This window comes from Croceivirga sp. JEA036 (genome assembly GCF_011882165.1).
Lineage (GTDB): Bacteria > Bacteroidota > Bacteroidia > Flavobacteriales > Flavobacteriaceae > Croceivirga.
In genome coordinates, this window is sequence record NZ_JAATON010000008.1 from 57,814 (window position 1) to 79,153 (window position 21,340).

A 21,340-nucleotide genomic window follows, 5' to 3' on the forward strand; every position below is an offset into this window, starting at 1 on the left:
TTTGTTTTACTCGTTAAACTAATATGAAACATCTTCCTTTTACGACTAAATTGAATGTTCTCTGCATTTCTCTAGTTGCTTTACAGCTTACATCTTGTGACAAAGACACCTCTGATACCACACAACAGGAAATAGTTGATGAAACCGAAATAATGGAGAACATCTATTTTCCACCTGTTCATAGTTCTGAATGGGAAACCTTGAGTTCTTCTGCATTAGACTGGGATATAAGTAAAGAAACTGAACTAAAAAACCATTTAGAAAATCAAAATACAAAAGCCTTTATCATCTTAAAAAAAGGAAGAATCGTAAAGGAATGGTATTTTAACGGCTTTGACGCTTATAAGACTTGGTATTGGGCTTCTGCTGGCAAAACTTTAACTGCTTTTACTATGGGGCAGGCGTTAGCGCAAGAATTAGTTAACTTAAACGATGCCACCAGTAACTATTTGGGTAATGGGTGGACCTCCTTGACCCCAGAACAAGAATTAAAAATTACCATAAAACATCAATTAAGCATGACTACAGGTTTGAATGAAACTGAGTTTACATGCGTAACACCTACCTGCTTAACTTTTACTGCTGAGGCTGGCAATCGTTGGGCTTACCATAATGGTCCTTACACCCTTTTACAAGAAGTACTAACAAAAGCCACAGAAACTGACTATAATGAATTCTTTACATCTCAATTAAAAGATAAAATTGGGATGGACGGCTTTTGGCTATCGACAGACGAGGCAAACCACGTGTATTTTAGTACCGCTAGAAGCATGGCTCGATTTGGGTTGTTAATGATGAATAAAGGTATTTGGAGTGATGAAAATCTATTAAAAAATGAATCCTATTATAATGCAATGACCACAACCTCACAGCCATGGAATGCCGCCTATGGATATTTATGGTGGCTTAATGGCAAAGAAAACTACATGCTACCCGGTAGCAATACTCTTTATGAAGGTCCCTTAATACCCACCGCACCTAAAGATTTAATAGCTGCGCTAGGCAAAAATGACCAAAAAATATATGTTATACCCAGTCAAAATCTAGTAATAGTACGCTTAGGAGAAGCGGCAAATGCCGAAAACTTTGCGCTTTCGACATTTGATGTTGACCTCTGGAATTTACTTTCTGAGTATATGCAAATAAATTAATTACTGTATAGCTCAGGTAACTTGCGAACCTGCATTACCTGTTCAAAACTCTTGGCTATGGATAGTAAGGAAACCTCTGTCAATGGCTTACCTATTAAGGTTAAACCAATGGGCTCACCTGTAGTTTTATACCCCATAGGAATAGTGATGGCAGGATATTTAGCCACTGCTGCATAGCCCGCATGATAATTGTTGATAGACAAAATAGCGTCTAAATCTTGGTTATCTAAAGCTTCATCAAAAAAGCGCCTACCTTCTTTTTCCAAATTCAACTTTATAGTTTGCAACTCTTCTATAGTTGTACTATCTGTTAAAATACTCTCCAATCTGGCTTGTCCATAAGGCATACGCAAGGTAGAATCTTGCATGTTGTAAGTTACTACGTCAGCAATTGAGGTCACAGAAACCACATCCTTTTGCTTTGCATAAGTTTCTAAATATTGTGGCAAATCATGCTTCATATCTATGTTCAGTATACTCAAAAAACCATCTAGTTTTACTTCTGGAGGCGTAATTGGCACTATAGTTGCGCCAGCTGATTTTAAGGCTTCTACCCTTGTCTTATAAATACTATCTTGTTGCATTAAAGTGATTATAGCGCCTACTCTAATTTGTGCTATGGAACTGTTGGGAGTTTCCAATAATTGCGCAGCAGAAAATAGGTCTTTTTTAGTATGTTGGTCCGCTTCATCAAATCCAAGCATAGCCGACAAAAGAATCGCATTATCTGTAACATTCCTGGTCATAGGTCCTGGGGTATCTAAGGTACTAGAAATAGGAACGATTCCTGTTCTACTTAGCACTCCAATGGTTGGTTTTAAACCTACCACAGAATTTTGACTAGAGGGAGACAAAATAGATCCAGAGGTTTCTGTACCTACAGCTGCAACGGCATAGCCTGCGGCGATTGCAGTACCACTACCGGAGCTAGAACCTCCAGTTTCAAACAACCTTCTACCATACGGATTTAAAGTCTGTCCGCCGACAGCACTATACCCAACAGGGCAACCATCGCAAAAGAAATACGCCCATTCACTTAAGTTTACCTTACCTAAAATAAGAGCACCTTTTTCTTTTAATCGTTCTACAATAAAAGCATCCGCTGTAGTATTATCTTTTAAAGCTAATGCCCCAGCAGTAGTCGTTAACCCTTTAAATCCAATATTATCTTTTAACAGAATAGGCATGCCGTAAATAGGGTGTTCGCCATCTGAATTTGATTTTAATTCTCTAGCTTGCTCCAGTACAGATGCATTCAAAGCTATTATGGTATTAAGGGTAGTACCGTTATCTAGCTCATATTTGTAAATACGATGCAAGTAAAAAAGCACCAATTCTTCATAAGTAAACTTTTTCTGCTTTATAGAGGATTGAATACTTGGAATATCTTGTTCCAAAATATATGGTTTTAAAGCCAAATAACGCTCATTAGAAAACGCTTTTGCTTCTTGATAAAGCGGTCGAAAAACATCATTTTTATCTAAAACTTTAGATTGAATTAATTTATAGCGCATCCTTGGATTATCATGATTTGCATTAGCTGCAACTTCTAAAGAGTCGTTATAAGGTTCCCAAAGAATTGTGTTTTCCGCATTTTCTTTGTTGCTATCTTGTTTACAGGAAAGTAAAAAACAGCTAAAAATAACAGTCATTAATAAACTGCCGTAGGTAGAATATTTCATTTTCTTGTTGGATAAATTAGTCCTTTACAAGATACAGTATTCGCACTAAAAAGAGATGAACCATCAGCTACAAAAATGCAAGTGCTAGTTCTGGATAGTCTACAGCGTCAGATATGGTAGAAATATTACCTACATAACCTTTTCCTCGTAATTTAGCTACCGAATGATAAACAAATTCATCTTCTGGAATAGGGTCTAACAATGCGGCTATTTTACTTTCCATTAAGTGCTCATCTTCATCTTTTAACCACGCTTCTGCTTTTTTTTCTGATAGAATCAATGGCATTCTTGGTCCACTAACTTTAGGGTTGTTATGTATCCGTTGTAACAATGAGTTACCCTTAGTAGTAACTATCGCAAAACTGGTGCTCTCTTCAAAAGTATCTGGATTTCGCCAAACATCATACACCCCAGCAAAACACATTGCTTGTTTATTTTTAAGACTGATATAAAAAGGATAAGCGTGTTTGTTTAGATGATGATGTTCATAAAAACCATCAACATAAATCAAACATCTTTGCCGTAATGCAGGCACTCTGAAAGAAGCTTTTTCTAGCAGTGTTTCACCACGAGCGTTTATGGTTTTGTTCCATAACTGATTTTTTTGTTCTATAGAAGTAACCCAATGAGGTATTAAGCCCCATGTAGCAATTACAGGAAGATATGGTGTTTCTTTAGGGTATATAAATAGTTTTGGATGTTGAAAACCTGATGCATGGTACAACGGCAAATCTGTTAATGGAGTAAGCTTTTCTTCAATTTCTTGAATCGCTGTTGAATCTCCATGACGTTTAGCGCGCTTTAATTGCGTTTTTAATTGCGCTTTAACGTCATAACACATAATTACATTTTAAAAAAAGAATCTACAAACTCAAACTTATTAAAAACCTGTAAATCTTCTATACCCTCACCTACACCAATATACTTTACCGGAATTTGGAATTGGTCAGAAATACCAATTACCACACCACCTTTAGCTGTACCATCTAACTTAGTTACAGCCAAACTGCTTACTTCTGTAGCTTTAGTAAACTGCTTTGCTTGTTCGAACGCATTCTGACCCGTTGAGCCATCTAATACTAAAAGTACCTCGTGCGGCGCATCTGGTACTACTTTTTGCATTACACGTTTGACCTTAGACAACTCGTTCATTAAATTCACCTTATTATGTAAGCGCCCTGCAGTATCTACAAGCACAACATCTGCCCCTTCTGATACGGCAGAATTTAAAGTATCAAATGCTACAGAAGCAGGGTCACTACCCATCTTCTGTTTTATAATTGGCACATCTACACGTTCTGCCCAAACTTGTAATTGGTCTATAGCAGCAGCTCTAAATGTATCTGCGGCACCGAGTACCACCTTTTTACCTTGTTTTTTAAATTGATAAGCCAATTTACCAATAGTCGTAGTTTTACCTACTCCATTGACACCCACTACCATTATTACGTAGGGCTTTTTGTCTGTAGGGATAGCAAATTCTTTATCTTCTCCGCTATGGGTTTCAGAAAGTAAACCTGCAATCTCCTCTCTAAGTATGCTATTTAATTCTTCCGTTCCTAAATATTTGTCCTTAGAAACCCGTTCTTCTATACGTTCAATGATTTTTAAAGTAGTATTTACACCTACATCAGAAGTTACCAAAACCTCTTCTAGGTTATCCAATACTTCATCATCTACCTTGGATTTACCCGCAACGGCTTTAGTTAGTTTTCCAAAAAAACTGGTCTTACTCTTTTCTAAACCCTTATCTAGGGTCTCTTTTTTGTCTTTGGAAAATATATTTTTAAATAAACTCATGAGCTTTTACAAAAGATAATCAAATATAGGAAAGTACACTCATTTAACTGGGTAGAACTGCATCTAAATATTTAGAGCAAACCGTTTTGGCAACAAGTTCATTATAATGCAATAAAAAACCGTCCCCGAAAATAATCGAGGACGGTCTATAAAATCTTTTTTTGGTATAGCCTACTTGCTATTTAACCAATCATTCACCAATTCTGGTGCCATAACAGACTCAACAAAAGTGTAAGCTCCACTCTTTGGAGACTTAACCATTTTGATAGCTTTAGTTAATCTTTTTGAACTACTTTGTAGTGTTGCTACTGTCTTCTTAGCCATGGCCTAACTTATTTAATTTCTTTATGTACAGTCATACGCTTAAGAATTGGATTAAATTTTTTAATCTCCATTCTGTCTGGCGTATTCTTTTTATTTTTAGTAGTAATGTACCTAGAAGTTCCTGGCATACCAGACTCCTTGTGCTCAGTACACTCTAAAATCACCTGAATTCTATTCCCTTTCTTTGCCATCTTTTACTGTTTTTTACTTAACAAAACCGTTGGCTCTCAAGTCCTTCAAGACAGCAGAGATCCCTTTTTTGTTAATTATCTTGATTCCTTTAGAAGAAACGTTCATTGTAACCCATCGGTCTTCCTCAGGGATGTAGAACTTCTTTTTGAAAATATTAGCGTCAAATCTTCTTTTCGTTTTATTGATAGAGAAGGACACGTTGTTTCCAAACATCACCTTTTTTCCTGTAACTTCACAAATTCTGGACATCTCCTTAAATTTTGCTTGATTTTATTGAGGGTGCAAATTTAGATATTTCTTTTAGACGTACAAAATTCTAACTCAGAAATTTAAAATTTCTTTTTGCAAAAGTTCTAATGCCTTGCCTACCGCCCTATTTACAACACGTTCCCGGTGGTCTCCAAAATTAAAATTATGCACAGTAACACCGCTTGGACTGCCAATTGCTATAAAAACAGTACCTACTTCTGCATCTGAGTCCCCTTTTGTAGGCCCCGCATTGCCCGTGGTTGCAATGGCAAAATCTGCCTCCATAATAATCATAATACGCTCCACCATGGCCTTGGCTACTTCTGCACTTACCACGGAATAGTTCTCAATAACGTTCTCAGGAACTCCCAAAACGTTAATTTTGGTATCTGTTGCATAGGTGACCATACTACCTCTAAAATAACCTGATGCCCCAGGAATAGCTAACAATTGATTGGCAATTTTACCTCCGGTAAAGCTTTCTGCTGTTGCCAGTTTTTTTCCTAACCTATTCAAAGCTCTACCTATTGTTGCTTCTATTTCTTCATCACTTTCTTCGCCAAAAACGATATCCTTAATCTGTGGCAGTAATAGTTGCACTTGTTCTTCTACTTGAGCAGCTAGAACATCTTGTTGCTTCCCTGTTGCACTTAAACGCAATCTTACTTTACCTAAACTAGGCAAATAGGCCAGTTTAACAGGAGACGGTAAATTATTCTCCCACGTTTCTATTCTTTCTGCTATAGCACTCTCTCCTAAGCCATATGTATTTATGGTTCTATGGATGATATAAGGTCTATCAAAACGCTTTACGATACGGGGTATTACCTGATGCTCCATTAAATTCTTCATCTCATAAGGTACCCCCGGCATGGAAACAAAAACAACTCCATCTTTTTGTAACCACATTCCAGGGGCTGTACCCCATTGATTATGGAGCACCTCCGCTTTGCTCGGAACCTGCGCTTGCTGCCGATTCATATCCGAAATAGGTGTAGAAACGTATTTTTCAAAAAGCATCTCTATATGCTCAAGGACCGCATCATTCTTTACCAATACATCATCAAAGTACTCACATAAAGCAATTTTGGTAACATCATCCTTTGTGGGCCCCAGACCTCCTGTAATCAATACCAAATCTACCCTAGATTTAGCCGCTTCAAAAGCTTCTAAAATATGAGCTTTGGTATCTTGTATAGAAGTAATTTGATAGACGGACACCCCAATCTTATTCAAGGCTTTGGACATGTACGTAGCGTTGGTATCTACAATTTGCCCAATTAAAATCTCATCACCAATGGTAATGATTTCTGCTTGCATAATACTTACGTTAATTGCCAGATAAACCAGCTTTTAGGCATGCAAAATTAAGAAAAAAACGACGGGGTTATTTTACTTTAACTAGAGTTTAAAATCTGTTTTTAGCTCACCAATTACCTGCTCAACATCTAATTTAAGCATTGGGAACTTTTTTTCGATTTCGTCCATGTCCCCCTGATTCTTTCCTAAGGTTTCTAAATCTAAAGCATTAGCACGAGTTTGTTCCATGCCAAGCAGGTCTACATTGGGCTTGATTTTATGTGCCATTTTACGAATCTGTTCGTAATCTTTTGCTGCAATAGCGTTTTCTAGAGCAGCTACATCAGACGGCACTTCTTCTAGAAAAACCGAAATTACGGACACTACGAAGTCTTGATCGCCATCCGCCATCTCGTTAATCTTATCTAGACTATAAATCATTATTTTATGTTGATTGAAAAAATTTGGTCATTTTCTATATAACCGTCAAGGTAATCATTAGGCAAGACTTTTCCAACACCTGCTGGCGTTCCCGTAAAGATTACATCTCCTTTTTTAAGCATAAAATAGGTAGATACATGCGCAATGAGCTCATCTATTTTCCAAAGCATCAAGGCAGTATCTCCGTCTTGGACCAACGTATCGTTTTTATGTAAAGAAAATTTAAGATTGTTTAAATTTTTAAATTTTTCTTTAGGCAACCATTTCCCTATTACCGCGGCACCATCAAAACCCTTAGCTTTTTCCCAAGGCAATCCTTTTTCTTTAAGCTTTGATTGTAGGTCTCTTGCTGTAAAATCTATACCCAAACTTACTTCATCATAATACTTATGCGCAAATTTTTGGTCTATGTGCTTTCCCACCTTTTTAATTTTCACCAAAACCTCCACTTCATAGTGTATATCTGATGAAAACTCTGGAATATAAAAATCTTGTTCCTTAGGCAAAACAGCAGAATCTGGTTTTATAAACACCACTGGTTCCGTAGGACGTTCGTTATTGAGCTCATCTATATGCGCAGCATAATTTCTGCCTATGCAAATTAATTTCATAGCTAAAAAGCATTAAAGTTTTTGACCAATTTTTAAACTCACCGCTGGGATAAAATGCTTACTATTGCCTCTTGCTTTTACATCAAAAGGCCTCCATGCTCCCATACCATAAACATACACTTTATAATTGCTATTGGTAGTGTACACACCGCCAAAAGTTGGAGCAAACCTATCTTCTATTCTTGGTTTATTGGTAATATTATCTTTTTCATCCTTTTTATACCAATTGTAAGGGATAAAGAGCCACTCTAACCCCACATAAACCCCTTCTTTTGGCATTTTTAACTTCATAGCAGTCACATCTATCGCTGTAAATTCTTTTCCTTTTACCGCTTCTAAAACCAAACTTTTACGGGTTAAGTCTACGGTTGGCTCTTTAGTAATTGGGTCTACCCCAAAAAACCTTAACCTAAATTTTGCTCGGTCTCGGGTGAACTCGTTTTTATCTCTGAAAAAAATAGTTACTTTTTCTAGATATTTTTTTGCCGCACCAATGTTTGGAAAGTAAAGTGCTAGAATCCAAGGAGTAGAGGAAGCATCAAAACCGCTTGTGATGCTATAACTGCTTATGGGATTTAATACCTTGCTATCTCCAAAATCTTCTGCCAAGACCACCTCTTCTAAAGCCATCGCTTCTGCCTTTATGTAAAAGCCTTTCTTTAGAAAAATAGTATTAGCTGCCACTATAGTATCCTTATAACCTAAAGAAGATATATGCACTTGCTTTTGCAAAACAGGCTCAGGGATGGTCAATAAAAAATGACCTGCTTCATCAGTTGAAGTACCGACTAAGGTGTTTAAAAAACTTATATTAACAAAAGGTATTGGCTCTTTTGTATCTACATCTTTAATATAACCCTCAAAATCTACTTCTTGCCCTGTAATTGCTACACTACAAAGCAAAAAAAACCAAAACAAACGCATTAAGACAACTTATTGTTGAGTTTGCTCAATTTTAACTGCGTTAAAACTTTTTTGGTATACAATGGAAAGTCTGCATTCATAATCCAACCATAATAGCCAGGTTCTTTTTCTAAAACCTCATCTACTTTTTTGTTTTTATGCTTACCAAAGGTAAAGATTGGTTCACCTTTTTTGTCTTTTGCTATAAAACCTGCAAAATCAAGCGCTTTTCTTCTAGTTGTAAATTCTGAAAGTTTTTTGATATTATTTTCTAGTTCTGGATAACGGTCTAATTGCGCTAAAAGCACCTCATAGGTTGCATTGGTATCTGCTGCAGCACTATGAGCATCTTCTAAAGATTTGTTGCAGTAAAATTTATATGCCGCAGACAATGTTCTTTGCTCCATTTTATGAAAAATGGTTTGCACATCTACAGAAACCATATGCTTCATATCAAAATCTACTTCTGCGCGTAGCATTTCTTCTGCTAATAAAGGAATATCAAATCTATCCGAATTAAATCCGGCTAAATCACTATCCTTAATCATATTATAGATTTCTTTTGATAATTGTTTAAATGTTGGCTCATGAGCCACTTTATCATTAGAAATACCATGTACTGCAACTACTTCTGCTGGTATTTCCATTTCTGGATTTACCAGCCAAGTTTTACTTTCTTTATTACCGTTAGGAAAAACCTTTAAAATTGAAATTTCTACAATACGGTCCTTTGCCACATTTGTTCCTGTTGTTTCTAAATCGAAAAAACAAATGGGTTTAGCTAATTTTAGTTCCATAAACTCTGCTTACGTTGGGGCGCAAAGATACTGGCTTTTCTAAAAAAGCCTAGATTTCCCTATTAATATCCCAAGCTTCTAGGTAATCTGCTACCGCTTTAACAAACATACCCCCTAAAGCACCGTTTACCACCCTATGGTCATAACTGTGTGATAGATACATTTTACTACGTATACCTATTAAGTCCCCTTCTGGTGTTTCTATTACCGATGGAATTTTCCTAATTGCTCCTAAAGCTAAAATCCCCACCTGTGGCTGATTGATGATTGGCGTTCCAAAAACACTACCAAAACTACCAATGTTTGTAACGGTGTAGGTGCCATCTTTAACCTCATCTGGCTTTAATTTGTTAGCTCTGGCTCTGTTAGCCAAATCATTCACCATCTTTGCCATGCCTACCAAATTCAACTGGTCTGCATTTTTAATTACAGGAACAATTAAATTACCATCTGGCAGAGCGGCAGCCATACCTAAATTAATATTACGCTTTTTAACAACGGTATCCCCATCTAAACTTATATTCATCAATGGATATTTCTTAAGTGCCATTGCTATAGCCTCCATAAAGATGGGTGTAAAAGTTAACTTTTCTCCTTCTCTTTTTTGGAATTCATTTTTAACCTTATTTCTCCAATTGACCACATTGGTAACATCTACCTCTATAAAACTTTGCACATGAGCAGAGGTAGACACGCTTTCTGCCATATGGTGTGCAATTAGCTTACCCATTCTACTTAAAGGTATAAGCTCATCTCCATCCTTAGCAACTACAGGAGTAGCTTTGGCCGCAGGTGCGGAAGTTGTTTTTGGCTCTTTTAAAACTTGAGCTTCTTGTTTCGGAGGTACTATCGGCTCCGCTATGGCACCACCAGAAGTACGTTGCGCCACGTAATCTAAAATATCATTTTTAGTTACACGACCCTCTAAACCCGTTCCTTTTATAGCATCTAATTCTGCCAAAGAAACACCTTCTTCTTTAGCTATATTTTTTACTAACGGACTATAAAATCTATCTGAAGATGATACTTCTTCACCAGAAGGAGATACATCATTTTTAACATGGTTTATCTGCTCTTCTAAAATCGCTGCTTCTTTTTCCTGTGCAGGTTCTTCTTCTACTGCTACCGCAGTAATCGATACAGCACCTTCACCCTCAATTTCTATAATTGCAACAACATCCCCTACCTTTACAACATCGTCTACATCAAATTTCTTTTCTACCAAAATGCCTTCTACCTCAGAAGGCACCTCTGAGTCTACCTTGTCCGTTGCTACTTCAAAAACAGCCTCGTCCATTTCTATAGTATCCCCTACTTCTTTTAACCAAGAGGTCAATGTTGCTTCTGCAACACTCTCCCCCATTTGCGGCAATTTCAATTCAAATTTTGACATATTCTTAATAAGAGTGTGTTTGAGTCCTTTTATTTTGCAAAAATAACAATTAAATCCCTATTTTATTATGTAATGCATATTAATTTGTCTTTAAGGAATTTTCGTAAGGTATTCTATTTAAGATGCTTCTTCCTAGAGTAACTTCATCTGCATATTCTAATTCGTCCCCAACAGCAATCCCTCTAGCAATGGTAGATGTTTTAACCGTTAAACCCTCTAACTGCTTATAAATGTAAAAATTGGTGGTATCTCCTTCCATTGATGCACTTAATGCAAAAATGAGCTCGGCTACCTTACCTTCTTTAACTTTGTTAATTAAAGGAATAATGGATAAGTCTTGCGGCCCAATCCCTTCCATAGGAGAAATTTTACCGCCCAATACATGGTAATGCCCTAAAAATTGAGACGTATTCTCTATTGCCATAACATCTCTAATATCCTCTACTACGCATATAATTGAAGCTTCCCTTTTTGGGTTTGCGCAAATTTCACATAGTACTGTATCCGATATATTATTACAATTATTACAAAAATTAATTTCGTCTTTTAACTTAACTAAAGCATTTGCTAAATGGTACGTTTGCTGCTCTGGCTGCCTTAATAAATGCAACACCAATCTTAAGGCAGTTCGCTTACCAATACCGGGTAATTGAGACATCTCGTACACCGCATTCTCCAACAATTTAGACGAAAATTCCATATTGCAAAATTACGATTTTATCTTCTGCTCAAAGTTGTTGTTCTTTGTATTTTAATCCAATTTTATGAGTGCAATCCAAATCCTCATCCTAATAGCTGGGTACTTTCTTGTTCTTATGAGCATATCTTATTTTACAGGTAAGAATGATAGTAATGCTGATTTTTTTAAAGCTGGTAGGCAATCTCCTTGGTATTTGGTTGCTTTTGGCATGGTTGGCGCCTCTTTATCTGGAGTCACCTTTATATCTGTACCTGGCTGGGTAGATAGCTCACAATTTAGTTACATGCAGGTAGTTTTTGGCTATTTAGTAGGTTACTTTGTTGTCGCTTTTGTGCTTTTACCTATTTATTACAGACTTAATCTAACCTCCATTTATGAGTATCTTTTAGAACGATTTGGACCCACCAGCCATAAAACAGGTGCATTTTTCTTCTTTATTTCTCGTGTACTGGGCGCAGCCTTTAGACTGTTCTTAGTAGCTATAGTACTACAGCAATTTGTTTTTGACGCCTTTCACATACCTTTTGAAATTACAGTAATTCTTTCTGTTTTACTCATTTGGATTTACACCAATAAAGGGGGAATAAAAACAATAGTTTGGACAGACACACTACAAACCTCTTTTATGATTATTGCAGTGTTGTTATCAATACTTCTTATTCTAGACAAATTAAACTGGACGTTCAGTGATTTTCTATCTTCAGAAGAATTTAAAAATTACAGTAGAATTGTATTTACAGACAATTTTAAAGCGAAGAATCATTTTTTAAAATCGTTCCTTGGCGGTATGTTCATCACCATTTGCATGACAGGTTTAGATCAAGATATGATGCAAAAAAACCTTACTTGCAAAAACTTAAAAGATGCACAGAAAAACATGGTTTCTTTTAGCATTGTCCTAGTAGGCGTTACTTTTATGTTTATGTTGTTAGGCGCTCTTTTATTTATATATGCAGGCCACAACAACATAAGCTTACCGCTATTAGATGGCAATCCAAAGACAGATTTGCTATTCCCAGAGATAGCACTCAATTCTGGCTTAGGGTTAGTACTCAGCATTACTTTTATGCTAGGATTAATTGCCGCTGCTTATTCTAGCGCAGATAGCGCTCTAACTTCTTTAACCACTTCGTTTTGTGTAGATTTTTTAAAAATTGACAAAAAAACAGAAGCAAAGCAGAAGAAGGTAAGAAAACAAACCCACATTTATATGAGCTTAGCCCTAGTCATTGTTATCATTGCATTTAAATACATCTTAAACAGCAATGTTATAGACAGCTTACTTACCGTAGCTGGATATACGTATGGGCCATTACTTGGTTTGTTTGCCTTTGGAATATTTACCAACTACCAAATACACGATAAGTGGGTTTGGGTAGTAGCCATAGTTTCTGTAATAATTATTAGCTCTATTGCCGCCATAGACCCTAAGCATTTAGGTGGTTATGTTCTGGGTTACGAATTGCTACCACTTAATGGCCTTTTAACGTTTATTGGTCTTTATGCCATTAAAAAACCTGCTTAATATTGATTTGTAGCTAACAAAACCAAGGTGCAAGCAACCTGCACCTCTATCCCATGAACTTTAAGAAGCTCATAGAATTCTGGATTTTCCGTACCAGGATTGAATATTACTTTTCTAGGTTCTAGGTTGATGATATCTTGGTAAAATTCTTTCTGACGGCTCGGATTTATGTACAAAGTAACCACATCAATTTTTGGAATTTCCGCCAAATTGGTCGTAATTTGTATAGAATGAACCAAACCAGCCTTCAGACCATAAGCTACTGTCGGCACATTTTTTTCTTGAAGCCTTTTAATAGCCATATTGCTATATCTATTAGGTTTTAATGAGGCTCCAAAGACTAAAGTAGTCTCCATAATATTAAAATACTGTTAATTGTAATTTTTAGTCGTAACGAATCCTTTATTCTTACGTCTTATAAAATATACAAGTTACAAACTCATTGGTAAGACTGTATTTTTTATAGTTAATGGTTAGTGTTTAGTATAGCTTATCAATGTAAAAAGCCCCGGTTAATCCCGGGGCTACTTCTTTACAGATATTTCTTTTTTTTGTTTTACTGTAACATCTAACCCCTTTTTACAGTCTATTATATAAGTTAATAATGTTAGCAGAAAAACGGAACGGCCTTTGGAATGTTTTTTGGTTGGTTAGTTTTTCCAAAGGCCTGTCTTGCCCTAGCAATTTGTAGCTAGGGCATTTTTCTGTTACCATCGCAAGATTACACTACCCCAGGTAAATCCACTACCAAAAGCAGCTAACACTACTAAATCTCCTTCTTTAATTTTTCCTTGCTCCCAGGCTTCTGTTAATGCAATAGGAATAGAAGCAGCTGTTGTATTACCATAACTCATAATATTATTATACACCTGATCATCTGCTAACCCAAATTTGTTTTGCACAAATTGTGCAATCCTTAAATTTGCCTGATGTGGAATTAGCATATCTATATCTTGGGGTTGCAAATCATTTGCTTTTAACCCTTCTTTAATTACCTCGCTAAACCTAACTACTGCATTTTTAAATACAAATTGTCCGTTCATGTACGGAAAGTAAGAAGTGTCTTCTGTATCATTATCAGCAATGATATCTGTCACCCATCTTTTGCCCATACCTGGCGCAATCACAGATAATTCTTCTGCATGTTGCCCTTCTGAGTGCAAGTGACTAGATAAAATTCCACTTTTACTACCTTCTTCTGCCCTACTAACCACGGCAGCACCAGCACCGTCTCCAAAAATCACAGAAACACCTCTACCACGGGTAGTCATATCTAACCCCTTGCTATGTACTTCTGAGCCGATAACCAGTATGTTTTTATACATACCACTTTTTATATATTGGTCCGCTACAGAAAGTGCGTAAACAAACCCAGAACATTGGTTACGCACATCTAATGCCCCAACCGTTTTAATACCCAAGTCTCTTTGCACAAGCACCCCTGGACCAGGAAAATAATAATCTGGACTAAGTGTGGCAAAAATGATAAAATCAATATCATCTTTATCCAAACCAGCACGTTCAATAGCAACTTTTGCAGCTTTTACTCCCATAGAAGTAGTGGTATCACCACCCTCTACAACATGTCTACGCTCTTGTATTCCTGTACGTTCCTGAATCCACTCATCACTAGTGTCCATTACCTTGGACAAATCATCATTAGTTACTACATTTTCTGGGACGTAGAACCCAAGCCCTTTTATCTTAGCATTGTACATAGCCACAATTTTAGTTTTTAGAGGCGAACATCACCTTTATTTTTTGGATTTTAAAAAATTTAGCGGTGCAAATTAAGAAATGCTAAATTAAAAGCAACTATCTAAAGAAATAATATAGTTTAAAGGTATTTCCTAAAATTATTTACTTCTACTTTAGCTTTAAGGTCATGCAGTAAATTGTACAACCCAAAGAAAGTTCTGTTCATGTATAAAAAATGCTTGGAACCCCTGTTCCCATTCATTTTACGGATTTGCGGATCTTTGGAATAACGCTCACTTAAATTTGCAATTTGCCCCCAGAATTTTTCATCTCCGAAATCAAAGGTATCCTCATGGAAAGGCGAAGTGAAGAGCGTAAGCATTTCTTTGAATAGTTCTGTAAAAAATTGTAATTCCTGGTCCGTATCTGTCGGCATTAATATCTCTAGTTCATACAACTTATCTGAAAAAATTGTTGGATTAGATATGTTATCCTTTTCTGCCAGTTCAAAATAAGGCACATAAAAACTATCTGGTATTAACTTAATACAACCAAAATCTATGGCAATTAATTCGTGCGCATCATTAACCAAAAAATTACCTGGATGAGGGTCTGCATGCACTTTTTTTAAGCCATGAATTTGAAACATATAAAAATCCCAAAGTGCCTGACCTAGCTTATCACCAACTTCTTGAGAGAAATTTGTCTTGGTAAACTCACTCAGATGTTTCCCCTGCATCCAATCCATAGTTAAAATACGTTCACTAGACAACTCTGGATAATACGATGGAAAACGCATATTAGGTATGCTCTTGCAAGCTGTTGTAATTTCTTGGCTTTGTTGCAACTCCAAAACATAATCTGTTTCTTCTAACAACTTACCTTCTACCTCTTTAAAAAACTTATCAGAATCTTTGCCCTGCAGATTAAACATCCGTATTGCCACAGGTTTCACTAAAGCCAAATCACTGCTAATACTATTTGCAACTCCTGGATATTGAATCTTAACTGCCAATTTTTTTCCATTTTTTTCAGCCCTATGTACTTGACCTATACTCGCGGCGTTGACACTATCTTTTTCAAACGAATCAAAAACTTCTTCAGGATATTTATTTAAGTACTTTTTAAAAGTTTTACGTACTAACGGGGCAGATAATGGCGGTACCGAAAATTGAGACAAAGAAAATTTTTCTACATAAGCATTGGGTAGCAAATTTTTTTCCATGCTAAGCATTTGAGCCACTTTTAATGCACTACCCTTTAAATCCTTTAATCCGTCATAAATATCTTCTGCATTATTCTCATCTAGTTGCTCTTTAGCTCTTTCTGCATCTATTAATTTAGCACCATAGTATTTAACGTAGTTGCCACCAATTTTAACACCGGTCTTTACCAATTTCCCTGCACGTTCCAACTTACCTGTTGGTATTTTATCCAATGTTTTCATTTTACTCCATTATTTAGTTACGGTTTCCTTGTACAAGAATTTTCCAAAATCTAACAGACTATCTAGAGGTGTATTATCAAAAACATCAAAAACTGTAGTTACAGACTTTTCTATAGCCATATCTGTTTTTTCAAATCCAGCAGAACTATCCTTTACCCAAAATCTAAGCAGAAACAAAAATTGAAACCATGCTCCTTCTGCAAAAACTTGGGGGTTCTTTTTTGTAATCTTCAAGGTTTTGCCTTCATTCCCCGCCTCTACCAAATCTTTTGCAAATGCCTTAACCTTGGGTCTTAACGACTTCAATTCCTTTACCCTATCTGGCATAGTTACGTGCTCCCCTAAAACATAAAGAACATAACTCCTATTAAGGGTTAATACCTCAAAAAATGTGTAATAAAAGCTTAACAATTTTTCTTTATTTGTAAAAGAGGTGTATTCGTCATTCTTGTGCAATACATTAATAGTATTCTCATAAAATTTATGCCAAACACGCTCCTTTAAGGCCTCAAACGAACCAAAGAATGCGTAAAACTCTTCTTCTTTAATCTTATGATTCTTACAGAACTTATAAACTGATTTTGGATAGGCTTCTTGTTCCAGAACCTCATCCATATAAAAACCCAAAATTTTATCTTCTGTCATTTTGGAAGCAGTACTTTTTGTAGCCATATCTAAAATATTGTTTAATTAATTTTTTATTTATTTCAACCTAAAGTTACAACAAGAAAAAAGAAAGTGCACCTTCTAGCAAAAGTGCACTTTCAACAACCTAACCAATAAATAAACAACTCTTGTTGTAGAGTATCTTTTTCATAGCATTTTTTTCACCACAACAGTACAAATATAATTATGTTTAATTTATTTTGCATTATGTTAAACATATTAATTTGTGTTAAACTTTCTTAATATTCTAATTTTTAACCCCAAATGCCAGTTTGTCAGTTTTTATAGAATGGTATTTTTTTTGACTAAAAGCCAACAGTAAAAAGTTTATAACAGTCTAACAAAAGACAACTAAATACAGATAAGAATGGCAACAGGTAAAATCAATGTTTCTGTAGAAAACATCTTTCCATTAATTAAAAAATTCTTGTATAGTGACCATGAAATCTTTTTGAGAGAATTGGTTTCTAATGCAACAGATGCAACCCTAAAGCTAAAACACCTTACTGCAATTGGTGAGGCAAAGGTAGATTACGGCAATCCAATGATAGAGGTAAAAGTGGATAAGGAAGCTAAAAAAATCCACATTATTGACCAGGGTATTGGTATGACAGAGGATGAGGTTAAAAAATACATAAACGAAGTAGCATTCTCTGGTGCAGAAGAATTTTTAGATAAATACAAAGATTCTGGCAAAGACACGGGCATAATAGGCCATTTTGGTCTTGGTTTTTACTCCGCTTTTATGGTAGCAGAGAAAGTAGAAATAATTACCAAAAGTTTTAAAGATGAACCTGCGGTACGTTGGGTCTGTGATGGTTCTCCAACATTTGAACTTTCTGAAGCTAATAAAACAGAGCGCGGAACAGAAATAGTGTTGCATGTAGCCGAGGACTCTACTGAGTTTTTAGAAGAAGCTAAAATTAGGGAGTTGTTGACTAAGTACAACAAGTTTATGCCAATACCTATTAAATTTGGTACACGTACAGAAACTCTACCTAAACCAGAAGATGCTAAAGAAGATGACCCAGCGCCTACACAAGAAGTAGACAACATTATTAATAACCCTAACCCTGCTTGGACTAAAAAACCAACGGACCTTGAAAGTGAAGATTACAAAAACTTCTACCGGGAACTTTATCCTATGCAGTTTGAAGAGCCGCTATTTAACATTCACTTAAATGTAGATTACCCATTTAATCTTACGGGTATTCTTTATTTTCCAAAGCTTACAAACGACTTAAACATACAGAAAGACAAAATACAGCTTTACCAAAACCAGGTTTTTGTTACCGATAATGTAGAAGGTATAGTACCAGAGTTCTTGACCATGTTACGCGGGGTAATAGATTCACCAGACATTCCCTTAAACGTATCCCGTTCTTATTTACAAGCAGATGGTGCGGTAAAGAAAATATCTTCTTATATCACTAAAAAGGTTGCAGACAAGCTAAACTCCTTGTTCAAAGACAACAGAGAAGATTTTGAACAAAAATGGAATGATATTAAAGTGGTCATAGAATACGGAATGCTTTCTGAAGACAAATTCTATGATCGCGCAGAAAAATTTGCTTTGTACCCTACGGTAGATGGAAAATTTTACACATTTGAAGAACTACAAGAAAAGACTAAGGAAAGCCAAACCGATAAAGATGGTAAACTAGTTTTACTTTATGCTTCTAACCAAGAAAACCAACATAGTTATATTGAAGCTGCCAAAGCAAAAGGTTATGAGGTTTTATTATTAGACTCTCCTATTGTACCACACTTGATTCAGAAATTAGAAACCTCTAAGGAAAATGTAAGTTTTGCTCGTGTAGATGCTGACCATGTAGACAATCTTATTAAAAAAGAGGATAATACTATTTCTAAGTTATCTGATGAAGAAAAAGATAAATTAAAGGCTGATTTAGAAGGTGTTTTAGGAGAAAATAGTACCTACACTGTACAATTAGAAGCTATGGATAGCACCGCCCAGCCTTTTATTATCACAGAACCAGAATTTATGCGTAGAATGAAAGATATGCAACAGACTGGTGGCGGTGGTATGTTTGGAATGGGGAATATGCCAGATATGTATAATCTTATTGTGAATACAAACCACGAATTAGTTGGTGAAATTCTAAACACTAAAACGGCAAAGAAAAAAGAACGATTAATAAATCAATCTTTAGATTTAGCACGTTTATCAAAGGGCCTATTAAAGGGTGAAGAATTGACCAAATTTATCTCTAGAAGTTACGAGATGATTAAGTAGTGTTACACTACTTCCTGCAAAGTCAGGAATCTATATATAAAACCGTCTAAAGTCTTTAAATAGACTTCAGACGGTTTTTTTTATTCTTTCCACAAGTGTTCCCATCCTAAATTTTTAAAACATGGTCCTTGAGTAAATTCTGCAAAACCAATACCCGTATGGAATCCGTTCCATTCCATAACTTGTATTTTGTCATCTTTATCTAAAACTACATCCCAACCAATACATCGAACAAAAGACATTTTCTTCTGCATTGTTAATACGGTTTCTACCATTTCTTTAAATCTTGGTATCTGCTCCCCTTTAAACTTAAAATTAGTATCTGGATGTTCTTTCATAGTAAACCACATTTTGGAGTGCCCCAGTTCGTTCAAATTTCCGGAATCTAAGGCTATAGGAACTACAATTTGAGAACTAGATTTTACATGAGAATCCTTATTTCTGCCAACTCGCAAATAAGCAGCTCTTAAAGATGATTCTCCAAAATCATCCAGAACCGTTAATAAGCGAATGGTCGCAACAGAGTTAGGCATAATTTGATTAAAAAAGGAATGCTGTTCTATGTAATTCTGAAACACCCCAGCACCAAATTTAACCACCTGTTTTGTATTAAATGTAGCTTGCTCTAGCACAAAAACTCCCCTACCTTGGAAAGAATTATTCAACTTAAAAACAATCTTACCAGATTTTGAGAATAATTTCTCTTTTATTTCTGAAGCGGAACATATTTTATAATTCTTATCATAAAATGAACCATTAACTAAGTAACCTATATCAGAGAAAGCGTCACTTTCAAACAGTCTTTTAGAAAGTGGTTTTAAGAATGATGTTTTACCAACCTCTCCTTGAAGTTTTGGAACAACTACGTTTCCAAAATAATTTTCTGGCAACCACCCTTCTTTAAATTCTCCAGCCATAGCAGTATATGCTTTTAACCAAGGGGCATACCCTTTCCAACCCAATATATCTTTAGCATAAGCTTCTGCCAATTTTAGTTCTTTAGGGTTTGCTTTCCCTTTTTCCTTTTCAATAGTTTTTAGCGCCTTATTTGCCATTTTATTATGGCTAAAATTGTAATAAGAGGTCTTTACATAATTATAAAGTTCCTTTGGTGCTATTTTTGGTTTGCTTGGCATTCGGTCTACTTTATTGAATAGGTTAAATATATACTTGATTGACCATACAGCCAATTCTAAGCTACAGTATTATCAATTACTTAATTTTTCTTGAGTTTAAAGAATATTGAATATTGTTTCAATAGGTAAAATCAACTTTTAGTACACAAAATAAAGATTTAAGTCTTCAATACAGTTTTTAGATAGTATTTTAATTATTTAAGTATCTTGGGCTTTAAACCAACTCACAAATTGTATAAAGATTACCGTACTCCAAGTTTTAAACGTTTTTTAGATGCTCTACAACAGCAAAGTTGGGAACTAGAATTATTACTTTCAGGTTTTGTCCTTTATGAGCTTTTTAATGCAATAGAACCTTTGAGAGAACAAGGCGCTATAGCCAACTATATGGGCTATGAACTTAGTGTGTTTAACCAATAATAATTCTGATAGTTCGATGGTCAACAGCAAAAAACTTTCTAGTATACGCAAAAAGTAATTAAAAGTTTTTAATAAAATGCATTACTTTACCATTGATGGTGTAAAGAGAGATGCAGAATTTATTGCCACCACAGACGAAAGAGATTTACTGGGCTTTATAACCTATTTAAATATAAAAGACTTAAAAGAAGGTAATCATGTTATCAATTTAGTGCGAAAGAAAAAAGAAAAAGATTCTTTGGTAGTCACTGTTGAAGAAACCATTCCCTTTTGGTATTTTAAATCTTAAAACTAACTTTTATGCCCTGGCACCTTTATTTAATGGCTTTTTTGTATGGATTTGCAGGAGTGATGCACTTGATAAAACCAAAAGTTTTTATGCGTGTAATGCCGTGTTATTTACCCGCACACAAAACGCTGGTACTCTGGAGTGGTGTAGCAGAAATAGCCGTAGCAGTAGGGCTGTGTTTTCCAAGCACCAAAGACTGGGCTATTTACGCTTTAATTTTAATGTTAATTCTATTCTTTAGCATTCATTTTTACATGTTGAGTAGTGAAAAAGCCGCGGCTGGTATTCCAAAATGGATTTTACTATTACGGATTCCCTTGCAATTTGTTCTAATCTACTGGGCATATAGCTATCTTTAAA

At 35.6% G+C, this 21,340-nt stretch carries 24 protein-coding genes; 6 read left to right on the forward strand and 18 right to left on the reverse strand.

Annotated elements, in window-relative coordinates:
• Positions 1 to 23 precede the first annotated feature (23 nt).
• On the forward strand, positions 24 to 1,151 hold the full coding sequence (locus HCO57_RS15695) for a serine hydrolase domain-containing protein (RefSeq protein WP_167989813.1): 1,128 nt from the start codon (positions 24 to 26) through the stop codon (positions 1,149 to 1,151).
• Here the strand turns inward: HCO57_RS15695 and HCO57_RS15700 are convergent.
• The 13 genes from HCO57_RS15700 to recR all read right to left on the reverse strand — a co-directional run bounded on the left by HCO57_RS15700 (position 1,148) and on the right by recR (position 11,542).
• A complete protein-coding gene (locus HCO57_RS15700) occupies positions 1,148 to 2,833 on the reverse strand; it encodes an amidase family protein (RefSeq protein ID WP_167989814.1) in 1,686 nt (561 codons plus the stop codon). The two genes, HCO57_RS15695 and HCO57_RS15700, sit on opposite strands and share 4 nt — an antisense overlap.
• A 67-nt stretch (positions 2,834 to 2,900) precedes the next feature.
• Entirely contained in the window at positions 2,901 to 3,674 is a 774-nt protein-coding gene (locus HCO57_RS15705; RefSeq protein ID WP_167989815.1) for an SOS response-associated peptidase, read from the reverse strand.
• A gap of 2 nt (positions 3,675 to 3,676) precedes the next feature.
• On the reverse strand, positions 3,677 to 4,633 hold the full coding sequence (gene ftsY / locus HCO57_RS15710) for a signal recognition particle-docking protein FtsY (protein WP_167989816.1): 957 nt from the start codon (positions 4,631 to 4,633) through the stop codon (positions 3,677 to 3,679).
• A 171-nt stretch (positions 4,634 to 4,804) separates the two neighbouring features.
• Positions 4,805 to 4,957 (reverse strand): DUF4295 domain-containing protein, encoded by a 153-nt coding sequence (locus HCO57_RS15715; protein ID WP_136951977.1) that lies wholly within the window; start codon positions 4,955 to 4,957, stop codon positions 4,805 to 4,807.
• 8 nt (positions 4,958 to 4,965) lie between these two features.
• On the reverse strand, positions 4,966 to 5,148 hold the full coding sequence (gene rpmG / locus HCO57_RS15720) for a 50S ribosomal protein L33 (protein WP_031444791.1): 183 nt from the start codon (positions 5,146 to 5,148) through the stop codon (positions 4,966 to 4,968).
• Positions 5,149 to 5,161: 13 nt separating this feature from the next.
• A complete protein-coding gene (rpmB, locus tag HCO57_RS15725; RefSeq protein ID WP_136951976.1) occupies positions 5,162 to 5,398 on the reverse strand; it encodes a 50S ribosomal protein L28 in 237 nt (78 codons plus the stop codon).
• Positions 5,399 to 5,470: 72 nt separating this feature from the next.
• Entirely contained in the window at positions 5,471 to 6,718 is a 1,248-nt protein-coding gene (locus HCO57_RS15730; RefSeq protein ID WP_167989817.1) for a CinA family nicotinamide mononucleotide deamidase-related protein, read from the reverse strand.
• An 81-nt stretch (positions 6,719 to 6,799) separates the two neighbouring features.
• The gene (locus HCO57_RS15735) at positions 6,800 to 7,138 is read right to left on the reverse strand and encodes an Hpt domain-containing protein (protein WP_167989818.1); all 339 of its coding nucleotides are present in this window, start codon (positions 7,136 to 7,138) and stop codon (positions 6,800 to 6,802) included.
• Positions 7,138 to 7,749 carry a fumarylacetoacetate hydrolase family protein gene (locus tag HCO57_RS15740; protein WP_167989819.1) on the reverse strand — a complete coding sequence of 204 codons (612 nt, stop codon included), beginning with the start codon at positions 7,747 to 7,749 and terminating at the stop codon, positions 7,138 to 7,140. Before HCO57_RS15740 ends, HCO57_RS15735 begins: the two co-directional genes overlap by 1 nt.
• Positions 7,750 to 7,761: 12 nt before the next feature.
• A complete protein-coding gene (locus HCO57_RS15745) occupies positions 7,762 to 8,673 on the reverse strand; it encodes a carboxypeptidase-like regulatory domain-containing protein (protein ID WP_167989820.1) in 912 nt (303 codons plus the stop codon).
• A complete protein-coding gene (locus tag HCO57_RS15750) occupies positions 8,673 to 9,449 on the reverse strand; it encodes a 3'-5' exonuclease (RefSeq protein WP_167989821.1) in 777 nt (258 codons plus the stop codon). Before HCO57_RS15750 ends, HCO57_RS15745 begins: the two co-directional genes overlap by 1 nt.
• Before the next feature lie 49 nt (positions 9,450 to 9,498).
• Entirely contained in the window at positions 9,499 to 10,842 is a 1,344-nt protein-coding gene (locus HCO57_RS15755; protein WP_167989822.1) for a dihydrolipoamide acetyltransferase family protein, read from the reverse strand.
• A 79-nt stretch (positions 10,843 to 10,921) separates the two neighbouring features.
• Entirely contained in the window at positions 10,922 to 11,542 is a 621-nt protein-coding gene (gene recR / locus HCO57_RS15760; RefSeq protein ID WP_167989823.1) for a recombination mediator RecR, read from the reverse strand.
• A gap of 64 nt (positions 11,543 to 11,606) precedes the next feature.
• Here recR and HCO57_RS15765 point away from each other — a divergent pair, with 64 nt between their 5' ends.
• On the forward strand, positions 11,607 to 13,067 hold the full coding sequence (locus HCO57_RS15765; RefSeq protein WP_136951968.1) for a sodium:solute symporter: 1,461 nt from the start codon (positions 11,607 to 11,609) through the stop codon (positions 13,065 to 13,067).
• On the opposite strand, the gene HCO57_RS15770 is transcribed toward HCO57_RS15765, so the two are convergent.
• The 4 genes from HCO57_RS15770 to HCO57_RS15785 form a co-directional block, all read right to left on the reverse strand.
• Positions 13,064 to 13,423 (reverse strand): CoA-binding protein, encoded by a 360-nt coding sequence (locus HCO57_RS15770; protein WP_136951967.1) that lies wholly within the window; start codon positions 13,421 to 13,423, stop codon positions 13,064 to 13,066. The genes HCO57_RS15765 and HCO57_RS15770 overlap by 4 nt on opposite strands.
• A gap of 351 nt (positions 13,424 to 13,774) precedes the next feature.
• Positions 13,775 to 14,785 carry a 3-oxoacyl-ACP synthase III family protein gene (locus tag HCO57_RS15775; protein ID WP_167989824.1) on the reverse strand — a complete coding sequence of 337 codons (1,011 nt, stop codon included), beginning with the start codon at positions 14,783 to 14,785 and terminating at the stop codon, positions 13,775 to 13,777.
• A 119-nt stretch (positions 14,786 to 14,904) separates the two neighbouring features.
• Positions 14,905 to 16,212: an ABC1 kinase family protein gene (locus HCO57_RS15780; protein WP_167989825.1), complete on the reverse strand. Its 1,308-nt coding sequence runs from the start codon at positions 16,210 to 16,212 to the stop codon at positions 14,905 to 14,907.
• Positions 16,213 to 16,221: 9 nt separating this feature from the next.
• Complete coding sequence (locus HCO57_RS15785) at positions 16,222 to 16,884, reverse strand: TetR family transcriptional regulator C-terminal domain-containing protein (RefSeq protein ID WP_167989826.1); 663 nt, start codon at positions 16,882 to 16,884, stop codon at positions 16,222 to 16,224.
• Between the two features lie 361 nt (positions 16,885 to 17,245).
• Between HCO57_RS15785 and htpG the strand changes: the two genes are divergently transcribed.
• Entirely contained in the window at positions 17,246 to 19,135 is a 1,890-nt protein-coding gene (htpG, locus tag HCO57_RS15790) for a molecular chaperone HtpG (protein WP_167989827.1), read from the forward strand.
• 80 nt (positions 19,136 to 19,215) lie between these two features.
• Here the strand turns inward: htpG and HCO57_RS15795 are convergent, their stop codons facing one another.
• Positions 19,216 to 20,271 (reverse strand): sugar-transfer associated ATP-grasp domain-containing protein, encoded by a 1,056-nt coding sequence (locus HCO57_RS15795; RefSeq protein ID WP_167989828.1) that lies wholly within the window; start codon positions 20,269 to 20,271, stop codon positions 19,216 to 19,218.
• A 231-nt stretch (positions 20,272 to 20,502) separates the two neighbouring features.
• Here HCO57_RS15795 and HCO57_RS15800 point away from each other — a divergent pair, with 231 nt between their 5' ends.
• From HCO57_RS15800 to HCO57_RS15810, 3 genes are all read left to right on the forward strand, one after another.
• The gene (locus HCO57_RS15800; RefSeq protein ID WP_167989829.1) at positions 20,503 to 20,691 is read left to right on the forward strand and encodes a hypothetical protein; all 189 of its coding nucleotides are present in this window, start codon (positions 20,503 to 20,505) and stop codon (positions 20,689 to 20,691) included.
• A gap of 76 nt (positions 20,692 to 20,767) precedes the next feature.
• Positions 20,768 to 20,980, forward strand: coding sequence for a hypothetical protein (locus tag HCO57_RS15805; RefSeq protein WP_167989830.1), 213 nt, complete (start codon positions 20,768 to 20,770; stop codon positions 20,978 to 20,980).
• A gap of 11 nt (positions 20,981 to 20,991) precedes the next feature.
• Positions 20,992 to 21,339: a DoxX family protein gene (locus HCO57_RS15810; protein WP_167989831.1), complete on the forward strand. Its 348-nt coding sequence runs from the start codon at positions 20,992 to 20,994 to the stop codon at positions 21,337 to 21,339.
• The last annotated feature ends 1 nt before the right edge of the window (position 21,340 follow it).

Coding starts and splice junctions, on each gene's coding strand:
- HCO57_RS15715 (WP_136951977.1), bottom strand. CDS start 4,957: ATGGCTAAGAAGACAGTAGCAACACTACAAAGTAGTTCAAAAAGATTA.
- HCO57_RS15745 (WP_167989820.1), bottom strand. CDS start 8,673: ATGCGTTTGTTTTGGTTTTTTTTGCTTTGTAGTGTAGCAATTACAGGG.
- HCO57_RS15810 (WP_167989831.1), top strand. CDS start 20,992: ATGCCCTGGCACCTTTATTTAATGGCTTTTTTGTATGGATTTGCAGGA.
- recR (WP_167989823.1), bottom strand. CDS start 11,542: ATGGAATTTTCGTCTAAATTGTTGGAGAATGCGGTGTACGAGATGTCT.
- HCO57_RS15700 (WP_167989814.1), bottom strand. CDS start 2,833: ATGAAATATTCTACCTACGGCAGTTTATTAATGACTGTTATTTTTAGC.
- HCO57_RS15795 (WP_167989828.1), bottom strand. CDS start 20,271: ATGCCAAGCAAACCAAAAATAGCACCAAAGGAACTTTATAATTATGTA.
- HCO57_RS15740 (WP_167989819.1), bottom strand. CDS start 7,749: ATGAAATTAATTTGCATAGGCAGAAATTATGCTGCGCATATAGATGAG.
- HCO57_RS15735 (WP_167989818.1), bottom strand. CDS start 7,138: ATGATTTATAGTCTAGATAAGATTAACGAGATGGCGGATGGCGATCAA.
- ftsY (WP_167989816.1), bottom strand. CDS start 4,633: ATGAGTTTATTTAAAAATATATTTTCCAAAGACAAAAAAGAGACCCTA.
- htpG (WP_167989827.1), top strand. CDS start 17,246: ATGGCAACAGGTAAAATCAATGTTTCTGTAGAAAACATCTTTCCATTA.
- rpmG (WP_031444791.1), bottom strand. CDS start 5,148: ATGGCAAAGAAAGGGAATAGAATTCAGGTGATTTTAGAGTGTACTGAG.
- HCO57_RS15785 (WP_167989826.1), bottom strand. CDS start 16,884: ATGGCTACAAAAAGTACTGCTTCCAAAATGACAGAAGATAAAATTTTG.
- HCO57_RS15770 (WP_136951967.1), bottom strand. CDS start 13,423: ATGGAGACTACTTTAGTCTTTGGAGCCTCATTAAAACCTAATAGATAT.
- HCO57_RS15705 (WP_167989815.1), bottom strand. CDS start 3,674: ATGTGTTATGACGTTAAAGCGCAATTAAAAACGCAATTAAAGCGCGCT.
- rpmB (WP_136951976.1), bottom strand. CDS start 5,398: ATGTCCAGAATTTGTGAAGTTACAGGAAAAAAGGTGATGTTTGGAAAC.
- HCO57_RS15730 (WP_167989817.1), bottom strand. CDS start 6,718: ATGCAAGCAGAAATCATTACCATTGGTGATGAGATTTTAATTGGGCAA.
- HCO57_RS15755 (WP_167989822.1), bottom strand. CDS start 10,842: ATGTCAAAATTTGAATTGAAATTGCCGCAAATGGGGGAGAGTGTTGCA.
- HCO57_RS15775 (WP_167989824.1), bottom strand. CDS start 14,785: ATGTACAATGCTAAGATAAAAGGGCTTGGGTTCTACGTCCCAGAAAAT.
- HCO57_RS15750 (WP_167989821.1), bottom strand. CDS start 9,449: ATGGAACTAAAATTAGCTAAACCCATTTGTTTTTTCGATTTAGAAACA.
- HCO57_RS15765 (WP_136951968.1), top strand. CDS start 11,607: ATGAGTGCAATCCAAATCCTCATCCTAATAGCTGGGTACTTTCTTGTT.
- HCO57_RS15780 (WP_167989825.1), bottom strand. CDS start 16,212: ATGAAAACATTGGATAAAATACCAACAGGTAAGTTGGAACGTGCAGGG.
- HCO57_RS15695 (WP_167989813.1), top strand. CDS start 24: ATGAAACATCTTCCTTTTACGACTAAATTGAATGTTCTCTGCATTTCT.
- HCO57_RS15805 (WP_167989830.1), top strand. CDS start 20,768: ATGCATTACTTTACCATTGATGGTGTAAAGAGAGATGCAGAATTTATT.